Annotated in this window: 16 protein-coding genes; 6 read left to right on the top strand and 10 right to left on the bottom strand. The window is 56.4% G+C overall.

Annotation, left to right across the window (positions count from 1 at the left end; all coding sequences use genetic code 11):
* Window positions 1–36: 36 nt before the first annotated feature.
* Entirely contained in the window at window positions 37–1,629 is a 1,593-nt protein-coding gene (locus ABVT35_RS08855; protein WP_368465941.1) for an ABC transporter substrate-binding protein, read from the bottom strand.
* A 329-nt stretch (window positions 1,630–1,958) separates the two neighbouring features.
* Between ABVT35_RS08855 and ABVT35_RS08850 the strand changes: the two genes are divergently transcribed.
* Window positions 1,959–2,381 carry a DUF4345 domain-containing protein gene (locus ABVT35_RS08850; RefSeq protein ID WP_368465940.1) on the top strand — a complete coding sequence of 141 codons (423 nt, stop codon included), beginning with the start codon at window positions 1,959–1,961 and terminating at the stop codon, window positions 2,379–2,381.
* Between the two features lie 11 nt (window positions 2,382–2,392).
* Here ABVT35_RS08850 and ABVT35_RS08845 read toward each other — a convergent pair whose 3' ends face one another.
* Entirely contained in the window at window positions 2,393–2,707 is a 315-nt protein-coding gene (locus ABVT35_RS08845) for a multidrug efflux SMR transporter (RefSeq protein WP_368465939.1), read from the bottom strand.
* Window positions 2,708–2,820: 113 nt separating this feature from the next.
* Window positions 2,821–3,477 carry a glutathione S-transferase family protein gene (locus tag ABVT35_RS08840; RefSeq protein WP_368465938.1) on the bottom strand — a complete coding sequence of 219 codons (657 nt, stop codon included), beginning with the start codon at window positions 3,475–3,477 and terminating at the stop codon, window positions 2,821–2,823.
* 64 nt (window positions 3,478–3,541) lie between these two features.
* On the opposite strand from ABVT35_RS08840, the gene pth2 reads away from it, so the two are divergent.
* Entirely contained in the window at window positions 3,542–3,880 is a 339-nt protein-coding gene (gene pth2 / locus ABVT35_RS08835; protein WP_368465937.1) for an aminoacyl-tRNA hydrolase, read from the top strand.
* A 6-nt stretch (window positions 3,881–3,886) separates the two neighbouring features.
* Here the strand turns inward: pth2 and ABVT35_RS08830 are convergent, their stop codons facing one another.
* Window positions 3,887–4,993 (bottom strand): agmatine/peptidylarginine deiminase, encoded by a 1,107-nt coding sequence (locus tag ABVT35_RS08830; RefSeq protein WP_368465936.1) that lies wholly within the window; start codon window positions 4,991–4,993, stop codon window positions 3,887–3,889.
* Between the two features lie 229 nt (window positions 4,994–5,222).
* On the opposite strand from ABVT35_RS08830, the gene ABVT35_RS08825 reads away from it, so the two are divergent.
* Window positions 5,223–6,173, top strand: coding sequence for an MBL fold metallo-hydrolase (locus ABVT35_RS08825; RefSeq protein WP_368465935.1), 951 nt, complete (start codon window positions 5,223–5,225; stop codon window positions 6,171–6,173).
* A 62-nt stretch (window positions 6,174–6,235) separates the two neighbouring features.
* Here the strand turns inward: ABVT35_RS08825 and ABVT35_RS08820 are convergent, their stop codons facing one another.
* Together ABVT35_RS08820 and ABVT35_RS08815 are read right to left on the bottom strand one after the other, a co-directional pair.
* Window positions 6,236–7,027, bottom strand: a complete 792-nt coding sequence (locus ABVT35_RS08820) for a hypothetical protein (protein WP_368465933.1) — start codon at window positions 7,025–7,027, stop codon at window positions 6,236–6,238.
* A gap of 25 nt (window positions 7,028–7,052) precedes the next feature.
* Window positions 7,053–8,111: a GNAT family N-acetyltransferase gene (locus tag ABVT35_RS08815; protein WP_368465932.1), complete on the bottom strand. Its 1,059-nt coding sequence runs from the start codon at window positions 8,109–8,111 to the stop codon at window positions 7,053–7,055.
* Between the two features lie 235 nt (window positions 8,112–8,346).
* On the opposite strand from ABVT35_RS08815, the gene ABVT35_RS08810 reads away from it, so the two are divergent.
* On the top strand, window positions 8,347–9,291 hold the full coding sequence (locus ABVT35_RS08810) for a pirin family protein (protein ID WP_368465931.1): 945 nt from the start codon (window positions 8,347–8,349) through the stop codon (window positions 9,289–9,291).
* A 286-nt stretch (window positions 9,292–9,577) separates the two neighbouring features.
* Here the strand turns inward: ABVT35_RS08810 and ABVT35_RS08805 are convergent, their stop codons facing one another.
* Complete coding sequence (locus tag ABVT35_RS08805; protein ID WP_368465930.1) at window positions 9,578–10,177, bottom strand: MarR family winged helix-turn-helix transcriptional regulator; 600 nt, start codon at window positions 10,175–10,177, stop codon at window positions 9,578–9,580.
* Between ABVT35_RS08805 and ABVT35_RS08800 the strand changes: the two genes are divergently transcribed.
* Window positions 10,176–11,447 (top strand): flavin-dependent oxidoreductase, encoded by a 1,272-nt coding sequence (locus tag ABVT35_RS08800; protein WP_368465929.1) that lies wholly within the window; start codon window positions 10,176–10,178, stop codon window positions 11,445–11,447. The two genes, ABVT35_RS08805 and ABVT35_RS08800, sit on opposite strands and share 2 nt — an antisense overlap.
* A 16-nt stretch (window positions 11,448–11,463) precedes the next feature.
* Here the strand turns inward: ABVT35_RS08800 and ABVT35_RS08795 are convergent, their stop codons facing one another.
* On the bottom strand, window positions 11,464–11,745 hold the full coding sequence (locus ABVT35_RS08795) for a hypothetical protein (protein WP_368465928.1): 282 nt from the start codon (window positions 11,743–11,745) through the stop codon (window positions 11,464–11,466).
* Between the two features lie 109 nt (window positions 11,746–11,854).
* Between ABVT35_RS08795 and ABVT35_RS08790 the strand changes: the two genes are divergently transcribed.
* On the top strand, window positions 11,855–13,864 hold the full coding sequence (locus tag ABVT35_RS08790; protein ID WP_368465926.1) for a PhoX family phosphatase: 2,010 nt from the start codon (window positions 11,855–11,857) through the stop codon (window positions 13,862–13,864).
* Between the two features lie 57 nt (window positions 13,865–13,921).
* Here ABVT35_RS08790 and ABVT35_RS08785 read toward each other — a convergent pair whose 3' ends face one another.
* Both ABVT35_RS08785 and ABVT35_RS08780 read right to left on the bottom strand, forming a co-directional pair.
* Window positions 13,922–15,436 carry a malonyl-CoA synthase gene (locus tag ABVT35_RS08785; RefSeq protein WP_368465924.1) on the bottom strand — a complete coding sequence of 505 codons (1,515 nt, stop codon included), beginning with the start codon at window positions 15,434–15,436 and terminating at the stop codon, window positions 13,922–13,924.
* Window positions 15,429–16,769 (bottom strand): malonyl-CoA decarboxylase, encoded by a 1,341-nt coding sequence (locus tag ABVT35_RS08780; protein WP_368465923.1) that lies wholly within the window; start codon window positions 16,767–16,769, stop codon window positions 15,429–15,431. The genes ABVT35_RS08785 and ABVT35_RS08780 overlap by 8 nt, the downstream gene beginning before the upstream one ends.
* Window positions 16,770–17,045: the final 276 nt, after the last annotated feature.

Raw genomic sequence — 17,045 nt, 5'->3', positions numbered from 1 at the left:
GGCCCCGTCTTTTGGACGGGGCCTGAAGAAAGCTCTTTATTTCATGTTGACGTGATAGAGCATGAGCACATTGTCAGCGCGCTGAACAACATCGGCTTTATCCGAAACGCCCCAGGCAAGGCCCTGCTGGTGCAGCGGAATATAGGCCGATTCACCCGTGCTGATCTGATAGGCCTGCGTGATGAGGTCGAGACGCTTGTCCGGATCGTTTTCGACCAGGATCTGCGACGTCAGTTCATCAACATCCGCGTTGCAGTAACCGCCGAGGTTGAACATGCCGCCATTGCCGGCCTCGTCGCGACAGCCATGCAGGTTGCTCAGAACATTCCATGAGTCGAATGAACCAGGGGTCCAGCCAAGCAGATAAAAGGACGTGTCAAAGCCACCTGATGCCAGGACCTTGGCGAAGTACTGAGCCTTCGGTTGGGCATTGAGATTCACCTTGACACCGACGCGGGCCAACATGGCGGCAACCGCCTGGCAGATCGCTTCATCATTGACGTAGCGATCGTTGGGGCAATCCATGCCGACTTCGAACCCATCCGGGTAGCCCGCTTCCTTCAACAAAGCCTTGGCTGCATCCGGGTCATAGGGCAAACGTGTGATCTTCGACGCATTGTCGAACATGAACGGAGAGATCATGATCGAGGACGGTGTCGACAGATTGCGCATGACCTTCTGCTTGATCGCTTCAATATCGATCGCATGATAAAAGGCTTCGCGTACACGCTGGTCCTTGAACGGGTTCTTGCCCTTCACGCTGGAATAGAGCAGTTCGTCGCGCATCTGATCCATTCCGAGGAATATGGTGCGCAATTCAGGACCGGTCAGCGCCGACGTCGCCGCATTGTCATTGACGCGTTTGATGTCCTGAACCGGGATCGGATAAACCAGATCCATATCACCCGAAAGCAGCGCGGCAACGCGCGTCGCATCCGAGGCGATGGTCGCGAACTCGACCTTGTCGACATTGGACTTCTTGTTGGCGGCGTTCCACCAGTCAGGATTGGCTTCCAGCGTGGTCTTCACGCCGCCATCGTGATTGGTGATCTTGAAAGGACCGGTTCCGTTGGCCTGCAACGAAATCGTCGTTGCTGCCTGGTCGGAGGCCGATGTCACACGGACGGAATCATTGGCTTCGGCCCATTCCTTGTCGATGATCACCCAAGTATCCCACTCGTAGTGGAGAATCGGGTTGGGCGACGTCAGCACCACATCTACTGTGTAATCGTCGACAGCCTCGAATTTGGCATCCGCCGGAATGCGGGTCTTCAGGTCAGAACCTTCCGAGCGCACGCGGTCGGCTGAAAAGACGACGTCTGCCGCTGTGAAGTCATTGCCGTTGTGAAATTTGACACCCTTGCGCAAATGGAAACGCCAGCGGGTCGGCTCTACGACTTCCCAACTTTCCGCAAGACCTGGCAGGATGGCCAGATCGGGTCCGCGCTTGGTCAGACCCTCATAGACATTGCCCAACGTGCCGAGCGTGAATGTCTCATTGAGGGAATATGGATCAAGCGATTTCAATGTCCCCTGGAAAGCGAACTTAAATGTGTTTTCAGCCATCGCCTGTGTGGCGAACAAGCCGGTAAGTAGCGTTGCCCCTAGTAAGCTCTTACGAAGTAACATGAAAAACTCCCAATTTTTGACGGTCCGCAGTTCCCTGTCGCGAACCTTGGCGGGAGTATAGACACGAAGCTGAAATGAAATCCAGATTATTTGTTTTTTTCGATCAAGACATTCCACGCCGGGCAATTTTTGTAGAAAAAATTGGTTGTTAGCGGCAAATTGTTGCAATCGGCACGAAGCAAGGCCCGCGCGGCAAAACGCTTCGCATCGGCGGGCTTGCGCAGCCCCTGAAAATTCAACTACGGTTCGCCCATGAGTTGAGAAATTCACAGCCGAACAGTGGACATTGCCGGCTTTGTGCCCGGCAATAAAGTCTCAAGGAATGTGCAATGACCTGGAAAAACCCAATCCTGCTTTTGCGGCTTTTGCTTGCTGTCGCCGGAATCGTCATCATCTTCATGGGCTTTAACGTCGGATTCGGCGGTATTCGCACCCTTGGCTGGCAAGGGCCGACAGACTTTATGGAAATCGTCGACAGTTCTGCGTTCAGAACGCAGGACAGTCACTTCCGGTTTCTGGGCGGCGTCTGGCTTGGCATCGGCATCGTCTTTCTTGCCGGTGCCTTTACGCTTCACCGGCTGCGCACCGTCCTCATCGTCCTCAGCGGCATCGTGTTCATCGGCGGCATTGCGCGCATGAGTTCACTTGATCTGAAAACACTTTTGAGCCTGTCAGTTCTGCCATCGCTGCTGGCAGAACTGGTTCTCTTTCCGTTGATGGGATACTGGATCGCCAAATACGCCAAGAAATAGGGCGAGGACTGTCAGGTCGAGAACTTGAGGCCAACGATGCCCATCATAATCAGGCCGATGCAGGCCAGACGGACGGCCGTTGCCGGCTCGCTGAACAGGAAAATGCCGACAAGGACGGTTCCCATGGTGCCTATTCCGGTCCAGATGGCATAGGCCGTCCCAAGCGGCAATGTGCGAAGCGCCAGGCCAAGCAAAAACAGGCTCGCCGCCATTGCACCAACCGTGAGCGCAGTCGGTACCGGCAGGCGAAAACCGTCGGTGTATTTCAGGCCCACGGCCCAGCCGATTTCGAGAATGCCGGCGAGAAACAGAATCATCCAGGACATACCCATCTCCTTAAAAGGCGATAAGGTCGTCCTTACCAAAAATCTGGTGAATTGCAGGGTCGTCCCGACCAACGCTATGTGGGAACGGCCGCACGCAGTTTCAAGTGCGGTTGTTAAAATTCCAGACGTCCGTAGAGATCATCAAACGGCGCCATGACATTCTCCTTGTATCCGGGCCGTTCCTGCAGTCGCTCGTAATAGGCGCTGACATGTGGAATTTCAGGCCGTTCGATATCGAGATTGAAGTAACGGAACAGGTGCGTTCCGATCGGAATGTCCGCCAGGGACAGGCTTTCACCAAGCAGGAATTCGCTTTCTTTCAATATGTCGTCCAGCAGTCTGAAATGCACCGCGCATTTTTCGACATTGGTTTTAATTGCCTGCGGGTCGCGCTGTTCCTCCGGTGTGCGGTAAAAGCCCCAGAAGACGCCGTTCAGGAAATCGCGCTGAAGTGCCGCCTGCGACCAGTCCATCCACTGATCGATGCGTGCCCGTTCAACCGGATCTTCATGCCAGAATTGGTCAGCACCGTATTTCGCTGCGACATAACGCAGGATCGCATGCGACTCCCAGACAACAACGTGGTCGCCATCCTTGATGACCGGCACTTTACCGTGGGGGTTCATCATGCGGAATTCCGGCGTATCCAGCCCGCCGAAACTGCCGCCAAGTTCAATGTGCCTGTACGGTAGGTCAAGTTCTGCCAGCAGCCAGGTTACCTTTTGCAGATTGAACGAACTGCGGCGGCCCAGAACAGTCAGTATGGTCATTTCCTCCCGGTCCGGTGCCGATACAGGTTTGCCGGATCATCTTTCATATGGATACCATACCCGTATGAAACAGGTCATTGTCGTCAATAGAGCGCTGAACCTTCCGCCTGGCAAGCTCGCAGCACAGGTGGCTCACGCCTCCGTTTCGGCGTTTCTGCTGGCTACACCGGAGGCCCGACAAGACTGGCTGGAATGCGGGATGCCGAAAATCGTTCTTGCAGCCGCCGGCCCGGAAGCGCTGCAGGGGCTTCTGGCTCGCGCGCAAACCCGCACCTTGCCGGCGAGCCTTGTGCGCGATGCCGGCAAAACCCTGCTGCCGGAAGGCACGGTCACATGCCTCGGCATCGGCCCGACTGATGCGGGAGAAATCGATCCTCTGACAGAACGGATGGAACTTTTTTAACGCCGGTCAGACGCGCGGCTGCTGTTGCGTGGCGCAATGAATGCCGCCGCCGGATTCGCCGATCGGATCAATGTTGAGGGCGACAATCTCACGATCGGGATAAAGGTCGCGCAGCACGCTCGCCGCCTCTTTGTCGGCATCCCCGTCTCCGAACTGAGCGGAAATCACCGCGCCGTTGCAGACATAGTAATTGACGTAGGATGCTACAAAGTCAGGTGATTTTACGCGTGGGTGCTTTGGCTCCGGCACCGTCACAACTTCGAGCTTCTGACCGGACCGGTCGGTTGCGTTACTCAAGATGTCATAGGTTTCGTAGGCAGCCATCGACCACGGGTTTTCAGGATCGCGCCTTTCCGGAAGCTGCATCAGAACCAGCCCAGGGCTCACAAATCGGGCCAGCGCATCGATATGATAGTCGGTGATGTCACCACCCACGATACCGGGGGCCCAGATGATTTTCTGCGCACCGAGTGCATCGAGGAGTCTTGCCTCAACGTCCTGCCTCGTACCGTTATTGCGATTGGGGTTAACCCAACTGCTTTCATGCGCAATCAGTGTTTGGTAACCGTCGGTTTCAACACCGCCGCCCTCGCCGACCACTCCATTGTTGAACACGTGCAACCCGAGTCCGGCGGCAAGCTTGCGTGCTATCTTGCCGTCATTGTCATGGATCTGCCGGTTGCCCCAACCGTTGAAATTGAGTTCGCTGACGGCTAGCCGACCCGCTCCGTCGGTGACGAAGATCGGACCAGAATCACGGCACCACAGATCGTCGGTGGCTACGGGCCAGATCTCGATACGGCGATCCAGCAGCTTTCTGGCCTGCCGTTCGTGGGCCGGATCCATGAGCATGGCGACCGGTTCGAATTCGCTGATCGTGTTGGCAATATCGGCGACAGAACTCTGAAGCATGCGCAAAAAGTAACGGTCCGAGTGAACCTCGCGGCTCACCGGCCATTGCATGAAGGTGCGCAGATGCGGCTCGGTTTCTTCGGGAAGATAAAAGCCGTTCTGTCTTGCCGATCCCGTTATTAAGCTCTCGCCACGCGCAGGCGCAAGCGGCGCGATAGCAGCAGCAGCCGTAGCGGCGAGGAAGCTGCGCCGGTCGATCATCTCTCTCTTAGCTCCTTGGTAATCAAGTGCCGGGGGCCTTACTCGGAGATATCAGATCTCGAACGGCAAATTGCAACAGTCCGGCGCCAAAATTCGTGTACCTACAATCAACACTCTGTGTTGAGATTGTGTCCGTACGCCTTTCGTATGAGCGTCGGTACAGACCCTTGCCCGGACACAATCATGCGCTACCTGCCATTTCAATAATCACAGATGGAAAGGGATCAAAATGCCTGAAGTCACGATTAGCAGACGTTCGGCTCTTATTGGCGCGGCTTGCGTACCGATAGCCGCCGGGCTGGCCAACAGCACTGCGGCCCTTGCAGCAGCACCGATGCAGGATGGCGGTGGAACGCCGTTTGCCCGTTTCAAAACCGGCGCATTCGAGGTCAACACGCTTCTCGATGCTGCCAGCACCAGGGACAACCCGCAGAACATTTTCGGCCTCAACGTTTCGGCCGACGAGTTCAAATCCGTATCCGATGAAAACTTCATACCGTCAGACAGAACCCGGTTTTTCTTCACGCCAACCGTAATAAATACCGGAAACGAACTGGTTCTTTTCGACACCGGCCTTGGGGCGAATGGCGGCAACATTGCGGGCGCCCTTGCCAGCGCCGGTTATACGCCGGAGCAAGTGGACGTAGTGGTAATCACCCACATGCATCCGGACCATATCGGCGGGCTGATGACAAATGACACCCCGACCTTCCCCAATGCGCGTTATGTGACGGGCGCCGTTGAGTACGATTTCTGGACCAAGGAAGGCGCTGAAGGCGGCGCCGGAGAACTGGTTGGAAAACTCGTCAAACCGCTCGCCGAAAAGATGACCTTCGTCAAGGACGGAGAAGCGGTGGTTTCCGGTGTGACTGCGGTGGAAGCCTTTGGTCACACACCGGGCCACATCGTCTATATGGTCGAAAGCAACGGCGAGCAGCTATTGTTGGCGGCTGACCTTGCCAATCATTATGTCTGGTCGCTCGCCTATCCGGAGTGGGAAGTACTATTCGACATGAACAAGGAGGCTGCGGCAGCGCAACGCAAGAAGGTTCTGGGCATGCTCGCCGCCGACAAGATCCCCTTTGTCGGCTATCACATGCCCTTCCCGGCACTCGGATATGTGCAAGCGCGCGGGAGCGGCTTCCAATATGTTCCGGCCTCGTACCAACTTCAGCTTTAAGCGCGGAACATCAACAAAACCAAAGAGCACGCCGATTGCGTGCTCTTTTTATGCATGGGCGGTCAATCGCCAAAGCGAAACATATTGAGCGGCAGCAGGTGCGGCTGGCCCTCGTGGTTTGCCTGGCCCTCAGGCACGTGGCGGTAGAGTTCGAAGGGAAACCAGTTCCAATTATCCGCCCAGGTCCAGCATCCGTGCTGCCGGTAGACACCGGCTATGCGCTCGGCATATTCCCGGTCGACCGGCAACTGAATGAAATCAGCGTCTTCATTGTCGAAATAGGTCTGGGCCAAAGGCAGGGACCGTTCGGTGCAGTAATTGGTCATCCACTGGGCAAACCCGATTTCCCTGCGCAGCCTGTCCACTGCACGATAGACCTGAATATGGTCTTCATGCCCGTATTCACCCCACGGATTGTGGGTGAACACATTCATTCCGGGTTTAAGAATGTTCTTTAATTCATTGTATATTATATTGTAATTGCTTTCGTAGTGCTTTTTTATCCCGCAAGGCGGAGCGTTGCTCCTGCCGAATACACGCTTGACCTTCTGTTTAAGGTCGCGCTTACGGGCTTCGGCACCGAGTACAATGCCGAAATCGCACAATTTCGGATTTTCCCAATCGGCACAGCTATGGGTCGCAGCTTCAGGAATTTTGAGGGACGATACGTTTTTACGCGGGTAGTTCTCGAGCACGGCCGCGCGCGCCTCGCCAACAGCCGGATTCGGCCAGAATTCCTCATACACCATTACCACCTGCCCGACCTGTTCGAGAATTGCTCCGAACCAGAGCAACTCATCGTCAGGATGAGCGGCAATGATGACCGAGTTGGTCAACATGTCCTCTTTTGTCATTTGTCACCCCGGAACGCTCAGAGCGTCAGCGCCTCCATTTCATTGCCTGCATCGCTGCCATGCCGAGCAGGCTTGCCGGTTTCATTAAAACGTACATGGATGTCGGGGACGTTCCGAATTTCATCTTGAAATCCTCGTCGCCGATGGTGAAGTCGAACCAGGTCCCACCCCTGTCCAGCCACCCCTCCATAATACCGTCGTATAACTGCAGGCCGGGCGAGAACTGCCCGAACCGTTCATAGTCGCAACCGATCAGAAGATAATAGTAGCGGCCTGCGTGCGTCAGACCGAAGACATATCCCAGTGTTTCGCCGTCGGCGCTTAACTGCCAGGTGCTGGCCAGGCCGTTACGGGCGCCGTGCACTGCAATTTCGCGGTAAAATTCAACAGCAAAATCCTGCTGGATGACGTCGCCATCAAAGCGGCCAGAGCGCATATGGGCCAGATTGGTAATGGCCTGCGCGATCGCGCCTGCTTCCGTCAGTTCCTGAATTTCAACATCATGTTCGCGCCGTAATTTGCGCGTTTTGCGGTCGATCATCTTGCGCAGCGAGCCATTCAACGTCGCTTTGCGCCAGTCTGCATAGGGCTGATCCAGCGGGACCGCATGGGCGCAAAAGTCCAGTGGCTTGGGATCGCAACCCAGCAACAGTTGGTAATGAGCGCAGTCTTCGTCCCGAACGGGGCGAACGCGCATCAGATCGAATTTTGGAAGGGCTTTGCATATTTCGCCCTGCAGGCTGCCGTCGCGCTCGAGATCCGCCCAGAAATCAGGCGCTGCCACGGGGCTGGCATAATCGCTCACCCCCAGGTCTGTCGTCTCGAGAAGCCGGAAGCCGTATCTGGTCCTCAGGATCAACGGCAGCACGCATTGCAATGCTCCGTCGGTTGAGCGGCGCACGGTCAGGATCTGCGGTTTGGCTCCGCGATTGGGTGCAATATGCCGATAGAAGGCTTCCAGCCAAATCGGATGCTGGAAAGCATGTGCCGATGAGCAAGCAAACAAATCCGCGTACTCGTCGCTCAGAAAGTCGAACGAGCCGGTCAAATCAACCTGATACTGCGTCTTGTCGATCGACAGCATTGCTACAGCCGTTTGCTTCTCTGTGTTTGGGCGCGTGATGTGCCCGCAGAGCCGGGCATACGGGCGCATTATCTCCATCAGAAGTTAAAGAAGCGTGCTTCAGGGCCATCCCAAGAACCGCGTTAAAGCGCTAACACCAGTGGGCTATATCCGCATTATCTTGAACAGTGCGTTTCTGCCCGTCCTCCAGGTTTAGGGTTATTATGGGCACATCTCTTGCGAAAGGAGTGACCCGATGAGCTGGAATCCCGCACTCGAGCCGAACTGTCCGGATGCCGGTGAACTCGACAGTATCGAAACCGTCATCATCCCGCGCGCCAGAGACATAGGCGGCTTTGAGGTCAGGCGTGCGCTGCCCGCACCGCGTCGGCAGATGGTCGGTCCGTTTATCTTTTTCGACCAGGCGGGTCCCGCCGAATTTGTAACAGGCCAGGGTATCGATGTACGCCCGCATCCCCATATCGGGCTTGCCACCGTCACCTATCTGCTGCGCGGGGAATTCCAGCACCGCGATTCACTGGGGACGAATCAGATGATCTATCCTGGCGAGGTCAACTGGATGATCGCCGGCAACGGCATCACACATTCCGAGCGCACCAGCGAAAGGACCCGCCATTCCCCTCACAGCCTGTTCGGCATACAGACCTGGGTCGCACTTCCCGACAAGGATGAGGAAACAGCGGCGGCATTCGAGCACCACGGCAAGGAAGCGCTGCCTTTGCTGAAAGGCAAGGGGAAGGATGTTCGGCTGATTCTGGGCAATGCCTGGGGTGAGCGTGCGCCCGCAAAGACTTTCACGAACATGTTCTACGCGGATGCCGTGTTGGAACCCGAAGCTCTTTTACCATTGCCCGATGATCATGAAGATCGTGGCCTCTACATACTGAGCGGTTCAGTGGAAATTGCCGGAGACACGTTCGAAGAAGGCCGCATGATGGTCTTCAGACCCGCGGATGCAATCACAATCAAGGCCGGCCCCACCGGTGCGCGGCTGATGCTGCTTGGCGGCGATACGTTGGGCGGGCCGCGTCATATCTGGTGGAATTTTGTCGCTTCGTCGAAAGAAAAGATCGAGGCGGCTAAGGAAGCCTGGGCACAGGGCGACTGGGCGCATGGCCGCTTTCAGCTGCCCAAAGGCGATACGGGCGACCATGTTCCCTGCCCTGATCCCGCAACCTGAATTGACCGGGCGCTCCTTTTGAAGCGCCCGGTCTCCCCACCGGCACGAGCAGGGCGGTGACCGTACCGGCTCCCCGACACGGCTATGCCGTCGGCCGACCAGATACATGTGTGGCCGGGCATGCCGTGAAATGCGGATCTGGCTCATCGAATGATGCATTGATATTGGACGTGAGTTCTCTCCACACCGTTATCTGGTGCTTTGTCGCATGACGTGCCTGAACGCCAGCTGAACAAGATTTGCCGGCGAACGGATGCGCAAATTTCAATCAGAAACTGGCCTGCGCTTAGGCGTCAAGCCCGGCAATAAGCCGCAGGGAATGCAGCAGATTCCTTCGCTGCTGTGCCGACAAAGACCGGGCGAACCGGTCTTCACAGGTGTCAATTTTCGGGCGGATACCAGCAAACCAGTCGGCACCTTCATCTGACAATTGATAGCAACTCACCCTGCGATCGCGATGCAGCGCTTCACTGACAATATATCCCTTGGCAATCAGTGGCTTCAGCGTCGTTGTCACGACTGAAGCTGCGGCCCCCATTGCCGTGCAGATCTGCGAATGACTGATATGCGGATTGTGTGAAACCAGTTCTATGATCATGAATTGCAGTGGTGTGATTGCATCGTCTTCAAATACCTCGGCAAATACCGCCTGGCCGTGGTTGAACGCATGACGCAGCAGATGCCCGAGGAGCCCGTGAAGCAGCCCGTAGTCCAGGCCTTCAAGCTTGCTCAGGGGGTCTTTGCCTGTTGCAATGTGTTGTGTCACGGAACCCTCTTTGTTTACGTCATAAACAATATTTGACTTTTGTTTATCACATAAACTATCCTTCCTGCAACAAAACACTCTTCGAACAGGGAGGCGGGCAACAGCCTGCATTGAAGTCATGACCGTTCTGATTGCCGGAGCAGGCATTGCCGGCCTCTCTCTTGCGCTGACTTGCGAACAAATTGGCGTTCCCTTCAAGATATTCGAGGCGGTCGATTCCCTGCGCCCGCTCGGGGTCGGCATCAACCTGCAACCCAACGCGGTGCGTGAGCTGTTCGATCTGGGCCTCGAGGAAGATCTCACAGAGATCGGTGTCGAGACACGCGAGTATGGCATGTTCTCCAAATACGGCCTTGAGATCTGGACGGAGCCGCGCGGCAAGTGGGCCGGATATAACTGGCCGCAATATTCAATCCATCGGGGCCTGTTGCAGATGCTGCTTTACCGGAAACTGGTGGAACGCGCCGGCCCCGGTTGCATCGAAACAGGATGGCGCGCAACGGGATTTGAGAATGTCGATGGCGGCGCAGTTTTGCATCTCATGTCCACCGCTAACGGCGACAAAAGAGCAGAAAAAGGCACAGCAGTGGTTGGTGCCGACGGTATCCATTCCGCATTGCGCGCGCAGATGGAGCCGGATGAAGGCGAACCCGTGTGGGGCGGCGCAGTGCTATGGCGTGCGACCTCCAGATCCAGGGGGTTTCGCACTGGTGCGACCATGGCACTGATCGGGCACGACACCCAGCGCCTCGTAGCCTACCCGATTTCCAAACCGGATCCCGAAACGGGCCTGTTGACCATGAACTGGATTGCAGAGTTGCGCTATGACCCAGGCGCCGGCTGGAACAAGGAAGACTGGAACCGCGAAGCCAATATTGATGATTTTTACCCGGCGTTCACAGACTGGAAATTTCATTGGATCGATATTCCGCAACTGATCACCAGCGCCGACAAGGTTTTCGAATATCCCATGGTCGACCGCGACCCTCTCGACAGATGGACCTATGGCCGTGTGACCTTGATTGGCGATGCCGCGCATGCGACCTATCCGGTCGGTTCGAACGGCGCCAGCCAGGCCATTGTCGATGCCCGCAAACTGGGCCGCTACATGCTCGATCACGGTGTTTCATCCGCGGCCCTCGAAGCTTATGAAGCAGAGCTTTTGCCGGCGACACGCAACATCGTGCTTACAAACCGCGGCGGCGGCGGTCCCGACGCAGTCCTCCAGATGATCGAAGACCGTTGCGGCGGCGCCTTCGAAAATATCGGTGATGTGGCGAGCCACGAAGAGCTGGCAACGCACGCGGCCAAATACAAAAAGATCGCCGGCTTTAGCATCGACGCCCTCAACGCCCTTCCCCGAACAATTCCGGATGGCGCGCGAATCTAATTCGAAACAAATGGCACTATATATCTGGTTTTTTAGTTTTTACTGCTGGAAATTCGGCTATATTGGCTGTTCCCATCACAAGTATGAGCGGATGAAGGAGCAGCACGGTGAGGCAGGACAATAAAAGCGCAACAAAGAAAACGCAGACATCGGCCACTCCCTGTTGTGGCGGCCCGGCCCCAAAGGGCGTTGATGCCTGCTGCGTCAAAGATGCGGACGCAAAGGCAGCAGGCAATAGCGGCTGTGGGTGTTCCACACCTGCCGGTGAGACCAGGTAGACGAAGTCGGTCACTTTCAACACAGACTGTCATCATCAAGTCACGAATGTCGGTACAAACTGATGTTGCGCCAAAGCAATGCGGAAGCAAAGGCTTTGGCCGGCGAAATCAGGTGTGCGAGGGGAAAATATGCGAAAGACGGATGATGAATTCTGCAACAAGGCTGAAGCTTTCGAGGCCTTTGACGATATTCCCACCAATCCAAATCTCGGCAACACGATCGGAGATGTCATAAACCGCCGCTACGGGCGGCGCGACGTGCTGCGAGGCGCTCTCGGTGTTGCAGCGACGACTTCCCTCTTCGGTACGACTGCGCTGTTGGCCGCGGGTGACGCGATGGCCGCTGAGCACAGCCGTTACAAATTCTCCGAGCTTGAAAGCGGCATCGACGAAAATCATCATATTGCAGAGGGCTACGACGCAGATGTGCTGTTGCGCTGGGGCGACCCGATCCACACTGACGCACCGGCATTCGATCCGCACCAACAGTCGCCGCAAAGCCAACTCAGGCAGTTCGGCTACAACAATGACTATGTCGGTTTCGTGCCACTGAATGCCGACGGTTCGCGCGGTCTTTTATGCGTCAACCACGAATATACCAACGAAGAAGTCATGTTTCCGGGCCTCGGCCGTCAGGACCGCGCAGGCTTTGAAGGGATGACACAGGAACTTGTGGACATCGAAAAGGCGGCCCATGGCGGCACAGTGATCGAAATCGCCCGCGGCTCCGACGGAAAGTGGGCGCCGGTTCTCGATTCCAAATACAATCGCCGCATCCAGCCGCTCGACACCGAAATGGGTATCGATGGTCCTGCTGCTGGCCATGTCCGCATGAAGACATCGGCAGACTCCGAAGGAAACAGTGTCATCGGAACGCTGAACAACTGCGCCGGCGGCATCACCCCCTGGGGCACCTATCTGATGGCCGAGGAAAACTTCCACGGCTACTTCTGGACCGATAACACGGACGAAGACGGCAAGCCTGTGCTTGAGGGCTCTGAAGCCAAGTCGCAAAAACGCTATGGGGTACCCGGCCGCCGGTACGTCTGGGGCAAGTTCGATGACCGTTTCAATATTGATAAGGAGCCAAACGAGTCCAACCGTTTCGGCTGGATCGTCGAAGTCGATCCGATGGATCAGCAGTCCATGCCGATCAAACACACCGCACTCGGTCGCTTCCGTCACGAGGGAGCCGAAGCGATCAAAGCAGGCAGCGGCAAGGTTGTGATTTATTCCGGTGACGATAACCGGTTCGACTATGTTTACAAATTCGTCTCGAAAGGAACGGTCGGCGACGATCGCGCCGCAAACATGAAGCTACTGTCGGACGGCACACTCTATGCGGGCAAATTCAACGACGACGGCACGCTCGACTGGATGCCGCTGGTGCATGGCGAAGGTCCGCTGAATGAAGAGAACGGTTTTAACAGCCAGGCTGATGTCATGATCGATGCGCGGCTTGCCGCCGACTTGCTTGAGGCCACGCCGATGGACCGGCCTGAAGACGTGCAACCGCATCCTGACGGCAGGGTCTTCGTCATGCTGACCAACAACACAAAACGCAAAATCGGTGATGAAAACGCCGCCAATCCGCGCCCCGAAAGCAGCTTTGGCCACATCATTGAAATCACCGAGGCCGGCGGCGATCACACGGCGACCAAATCCAGATGGGATATCCTCGTCAAATGCGGCGATCCGACCATCGCTGATGTCGGTGCGCAGTGGGGACCGGAAACGTCGGATCACGGCTGGTTCGGCTCGCCGGACAACTGCGCCATTGATGCTGACGGCCGGCTGTGGGTGGCAACCGACCAGGGCTCCGGGTGGGGAAAGACCGGCAAGTCCGACGGGCTCTACGGTGTAGAGACCGACGGCGATCTGCGCGGATCGTCGAAATTGTTCTTTCGCTGTCCGGTCGGCGGGGAACTGTGCGGCCCCTATTTTACCGACGATCAGCAGACACTGTTCCTGGCTGTCCAGCACCCCGGTACGGACGGCACGAAGAGCCTCAAGGGCTTCGAACGCGTTTCCACATTCGAGGACCCGGCAACGCGTTGGCCGGACTTCGAAGACGGAATGCCGCCGCGGCCGTCCGTCGTGGTAGTGACCAAGAAGGGCGGCGGCAAAATCGCCGGCTAGGTCACTATTATCAAATGGAAAAAGGACCGGCTTAACCGGCCCTTTTTAATCCCACGGCTAGCCGGCCAGCAGATCCGAGAATTGATCCCGCAGGGCGTTCTTCTGCACCTTGCCCATTGTGTTTCGCGGCAATTCGTCAAGCATCACCAGTTTCTTGGGCTGCTTGAAACGGGCAACCTCTCCATTGATCGCTGCCATAATGGCATCCGGATCAGGAGTTTTGCCGGGCTGCGGCACAATTACACCGACAACCCCTTCCCCGAAATCCGGATGCGGCACACCGATTACGGCCGATTCCAGCACACCGTCCTGCTCGTCCAGAATCAGCTCGATTTCCTTTGGATAGATATTGTAGCCACCGGAGATGATCAGGTCCTTCTGTCGCCCGACGATGTGAATGTATCCGTCCTCGTCAAGCCTGCCGAGATCACCGGTAATGAAGAAACCGTCGTCGCGGAACTCTTCCCTGGTTTTTTCCGGCATTTGCCAGTAGCCCTTGAAGACGTTCGGACCACGCACCTCGATTACGCCGATGTCGCCGGCCGCAACCTCGATGCCCGAATCGGGCTCTGCAACACGAACCTCGACCCCCGGCAGCGGAAAGCCGACCGTCCCGGCGCGGCGCTCACCGTCATAAGGATTGGAGGTGTTCATATTCGTCTCGGTCATGCCGTAGCGTTCGAGAATGCGGTGGCCCGTGCGCGCTTCGAATGCCTCGTGCGTTTCGGCAAGCAGCGGAGCACTGCCGGAAACGAACAGACGCATATGACCGGTCAGTTCCCCGGTAAATCGCGGATCGTCCAGCAGACGCGTATAAAAAGTCGGCACTCCCATCATGGTCGTCGCATCGGGCATGTTGCCGATCAGATCGTCAACATTGAAAGCCGGCAGAAAGATTACAGAGCATCCTGAAAGCAGGCTGACATTCATAGCCACGAAGAGGCCGTGGGTGTGGAAGATCGGCAGGGCGTGAAGCAGCACATCGTCCGATGTAAAACGCCAGTAGCCGACGAGGGTGCGTGCGTTGGACAAGAGATTGTCCTGCGTCAGCATAGCGCCCTTCGAACGCCCGGTCGTGCCGGAAGTATAGAGGAATGCGGCCAAATCACCGCCATCACGCTCGGCCGTTGCAAAGTCCGTCGGCTTGCCTTGAGCCGCTTCCGCAAAACTGCCGCTGCCGTCAGCGTCGAGCGTCATCAATGCTGCTTCGTTCTGCGCCGCGACCTGCGCCAGCGCATCAGCTGACGCTCCATCACACAGCACCAGCTTTGCACCGGAATTACCGACAAAATAGTCAACTTCAACAGGCGTATAGGCAGTGTTAAGCGGCAGGAATATCACACCGCTGCGCACGCAAGCCGCATAGACGGCCAGCGCCTCGGGCGATTTTGCAACCTGAACCGCCAACCGGTCGCCCGCAACCAGACCCATATCCGTTATGACATTGGCAAACTGTGCGGCCAGACGGAGAAAAGCCTCATAGGTGACCTGGCCACCATCCTTCAGGTGAAGAAATGTGCCGGTATTGTTTTCATGCGGTGCAAAGAGCGCATCGTAGAGCTTGTTAGCCATTGACTGTTTTCCGTGTCTTTTTGTCCGGCAGGCCGGCACGCAGGATCGACTGGATCGTCCGCGACTGGGCCACCGTCTTGTCGGTTGCGAATTCTTCGTGGTTCTGCTCGACCCGCGACAGGTCGTAGAGATAGTTGACCATGACGCTGCTCGACTGATGCAGGCCGTTCGGCGAAATATCCGCCATGGCGTGAACTTCGTGGATCATTGCACCATTACCGAGGTGAAACCGCGCCACCGGATCAAGCGGCAGACCGTTGGCGCGTTTCTGCTCGACAAGATATTGTATTGCGAGATAGCGCAATTCGGCGCTGTATTGTTCGAGCATATCCGTGTCGCCGCTATCGGCTGCCTGCTGCACGACCTGAAGAATTTCAGCAGCAACGCTGTCCGGCTGTTCGTCGCGCAGCGTGGATAGCCAGCGGTTGAAGCCCGGAACCGGCGACAGCGTAACGAAGGTTTTGAGATGCGGCAGATCGCGCGACAGATCTTCCACCACCTGCTTGATCAACGAATTGCCGAATGAAATTCCGCCAAGTCCCCGCTGACAATTCGATATGGAATAAAAAACAGCCGTATCGGCCATGTCTTCGGTCAGGATCTCGCGCTCGCCGGCCAGAACCTCCTGAACGGACCCCGGAACACCCTTGGATAAAGCAACCTCAACGAATATCAGCGGCTCGTCCGGCATAACCGGGTGGAAAAAGGCAAAACAGTGCCTGTCTTCCGGTTCGATGCGACGTCGTAGATCGTCCCAATCGTCAATCGCGTGGACGGCTTCATATTCGATGATCTTTTCAAGAATATTTGCCGGCGTATCCCAATCGATCCTGCGTAGCACGAGGAACCCCCTGTTGAACCAGGATGTAAAAAGATGAATGAAATCAAGGTCGGCGCGGCCGAACTCAGGATATTCCTCCAGGAAATCCAACAGGTCGAGCCGCATGGCGACGAGCTGAGCCGTTGCGCCCGGCACCTGGTTGATGCGGCGCAGGAGCTCCTGACGTTCCGGTTCGGCAGCTTCCACCAAATGTTCGAGGTGCTGTGGCGTGCGTTCTTCGCCATATTGGCGCGCACGAGCTTCCACGGCTTCCGTATCCACATCAAGTTCTTCGGTTAGAAAGCTGAAAAATTGCTGCTTTTCCTCTTTTGTCATCTGACTGAAACGATCGAGGACAGTGCGTGCCAGCTTCAGTCCGGAAACCTCGCCCGCACCGGTCAGCAAAGACCGGCACACCTCATCAATGGGCCGCTTGTCTATCGCCGCCGATACCGAATAGCGGCGTTCGAAAATCGTCGAGAGAATATCGGATAAAAACCGTGACCGGTTCATTAAAGCGCTCCCCTGGCCGGCCGCCGCAACCGGAGTTCAACATGCGGATCGGCGAATTCGGGCATCATACGAAATAGATATGGCAAAGGACCAACAGGAATAGGAAGCCGGCGCAAAGACAGAAAAAAATACTCTGATCTTTCGGGATGCAGGCTCTGGCTTGAAACATGTGCTTTGGCGTTGATTTGCAATACTCTCTCTGTGGACAGCGATATCGTCACTGGCATTCGTCTTTTCCGCATTGCGGCATGGTGACGCTACCTGTTTTGCATTCTA

The sequence above is a fragment of the Hoeflea sp. TYP-13 genome (genome assembly GCF_040932035.1).
In the GTDB taxonomy this organism is placed as follows: Bacteria; Pseudomonadota; Alphaproteobacteria; order Rhizobiales; family Rhizobiaceae; genus Hoeflea_A.
The sequence above is the reverse complement of the archived record's forward strand: the minus strand, read 5'-3'. Positions and strand labels throughout refer to the sequence as shown.

What these genes read in the sequence shown, in the direction of transcription:
- ABVT35_RS08850 (WP_368465940.1), top strand. Translation starts at nt 1,959, where the DNA reads ATGACCTGGAAAAACCCAATCCTGCTTTTGCGGCTTTTGCTTGCTGTC.
- ABVT35_RS08820 (WP_368465933.1), bottom strand. Translation starts at nt 7,027, where the DNA reads ATGACAAAAGAGGACATGTTGACCAACTCGGTCATCATTGCCGCTCAT.
- ABVT35_RS08780 (WP_368465923.1), bottom strand. Translation starts at nt 16,769, where the DNA reads ATGAACCGGTCACGGTTTTTATCCGATATTCTCTCGACGATTTTCGAA.
- ABVT35_RS08810 (WP_368465931.1), top strand. Translation starts at nt 8,347, where the DNA reads ATGAGCTGGAATCCCGCACTCGAGCCGAACTGTCCGGATGCCGGTGAA.
- ABVT35_RS08840 (WP_368465938.1), bottom strand. Translation starts at nt 3,477, where the DNA reads ATGACCATACTGACTGTTCTGGGCCGCCGCAGTTCGTTCAATCTGCAA.
- ABVT35_RS08785 (WP_368465924.1), bottom strand. Translation starts at nt 15,436, where the DNA reads ATGGCTAACAAGCTCTACGATGCGCTCTTTGCACCGCATGAAAACAAT.
- ABVT35_RS08815 (WP_368465932.1), bottom strand. Translation starts at nt 8,111, where the DNA reads ATGCTGTCGATCGACAAGACGCAGTATCAGGTTGATTTGACCGGCTCG.
- ABVT35_RS08790 (WP_368465926.1), top strand. Translation starts at nt 11,855, where the DNA reads ATGCGAAAGACGGATGATGAATTCTGCAACAAGGCTGAAGCTTTCGAG.
- ABVT35_RS08845 (WP_368465939.1), bottom strand. Translation starts at nt 2,707, where the DNA reads ATGTCCTGGATGATTCTGTTTCTCGCCGGCATTCTCGAAATCGGCTGG.
- ABVT35_RS08830 (WP_368465936.1), bottom strand. Translation starts at nt 4,993, where the DNA reads ATGATCGACCGGCGCAGCTTCCTCGCCGCTACGGCTGCTGCTGCTATC.
- ABVT35_RS08800 (WP_368465929.1), top strand. Translation starts at nt 10,176, where the DNA reads ATGACCGTTCTGATTGCCGGAGCAGGCATTGCCGGCCTCTCTCTTGCG.
- ABVT35_RS08805 (WP_368465930.1), bottom strand. Translation starts at nt 10,177, where the DNA reads ATGACTTCAATGCAGGCTGTTGCCCGCCTCCCTGTTCGAAGAGTGTTT.
- ABVT35_RS08855 (WP_368465941.1), bottom strand. Translation starts at nt 1,629, where the DNA reads ATGTTACTTCGTAAGAGCTTACTAGGGGCAACGCTACTTACCGGCTTG.
- pth2 (WP_368465937.1), top strand. Translation starts at nt 3,542, where the DNA reads ATGAAACAGGTCATTGTCGTCAATAGAGCGCTGAACCTTCCGCCTGGC.
- ABVT35_RS08825 (WP_368465935.1), top strand. Translation starts at nt 5,223, where the DNA reads ATGCCTGAAGTCACGATTAGCAGACGTTCGGCTCTTATTGGCGCGGCT.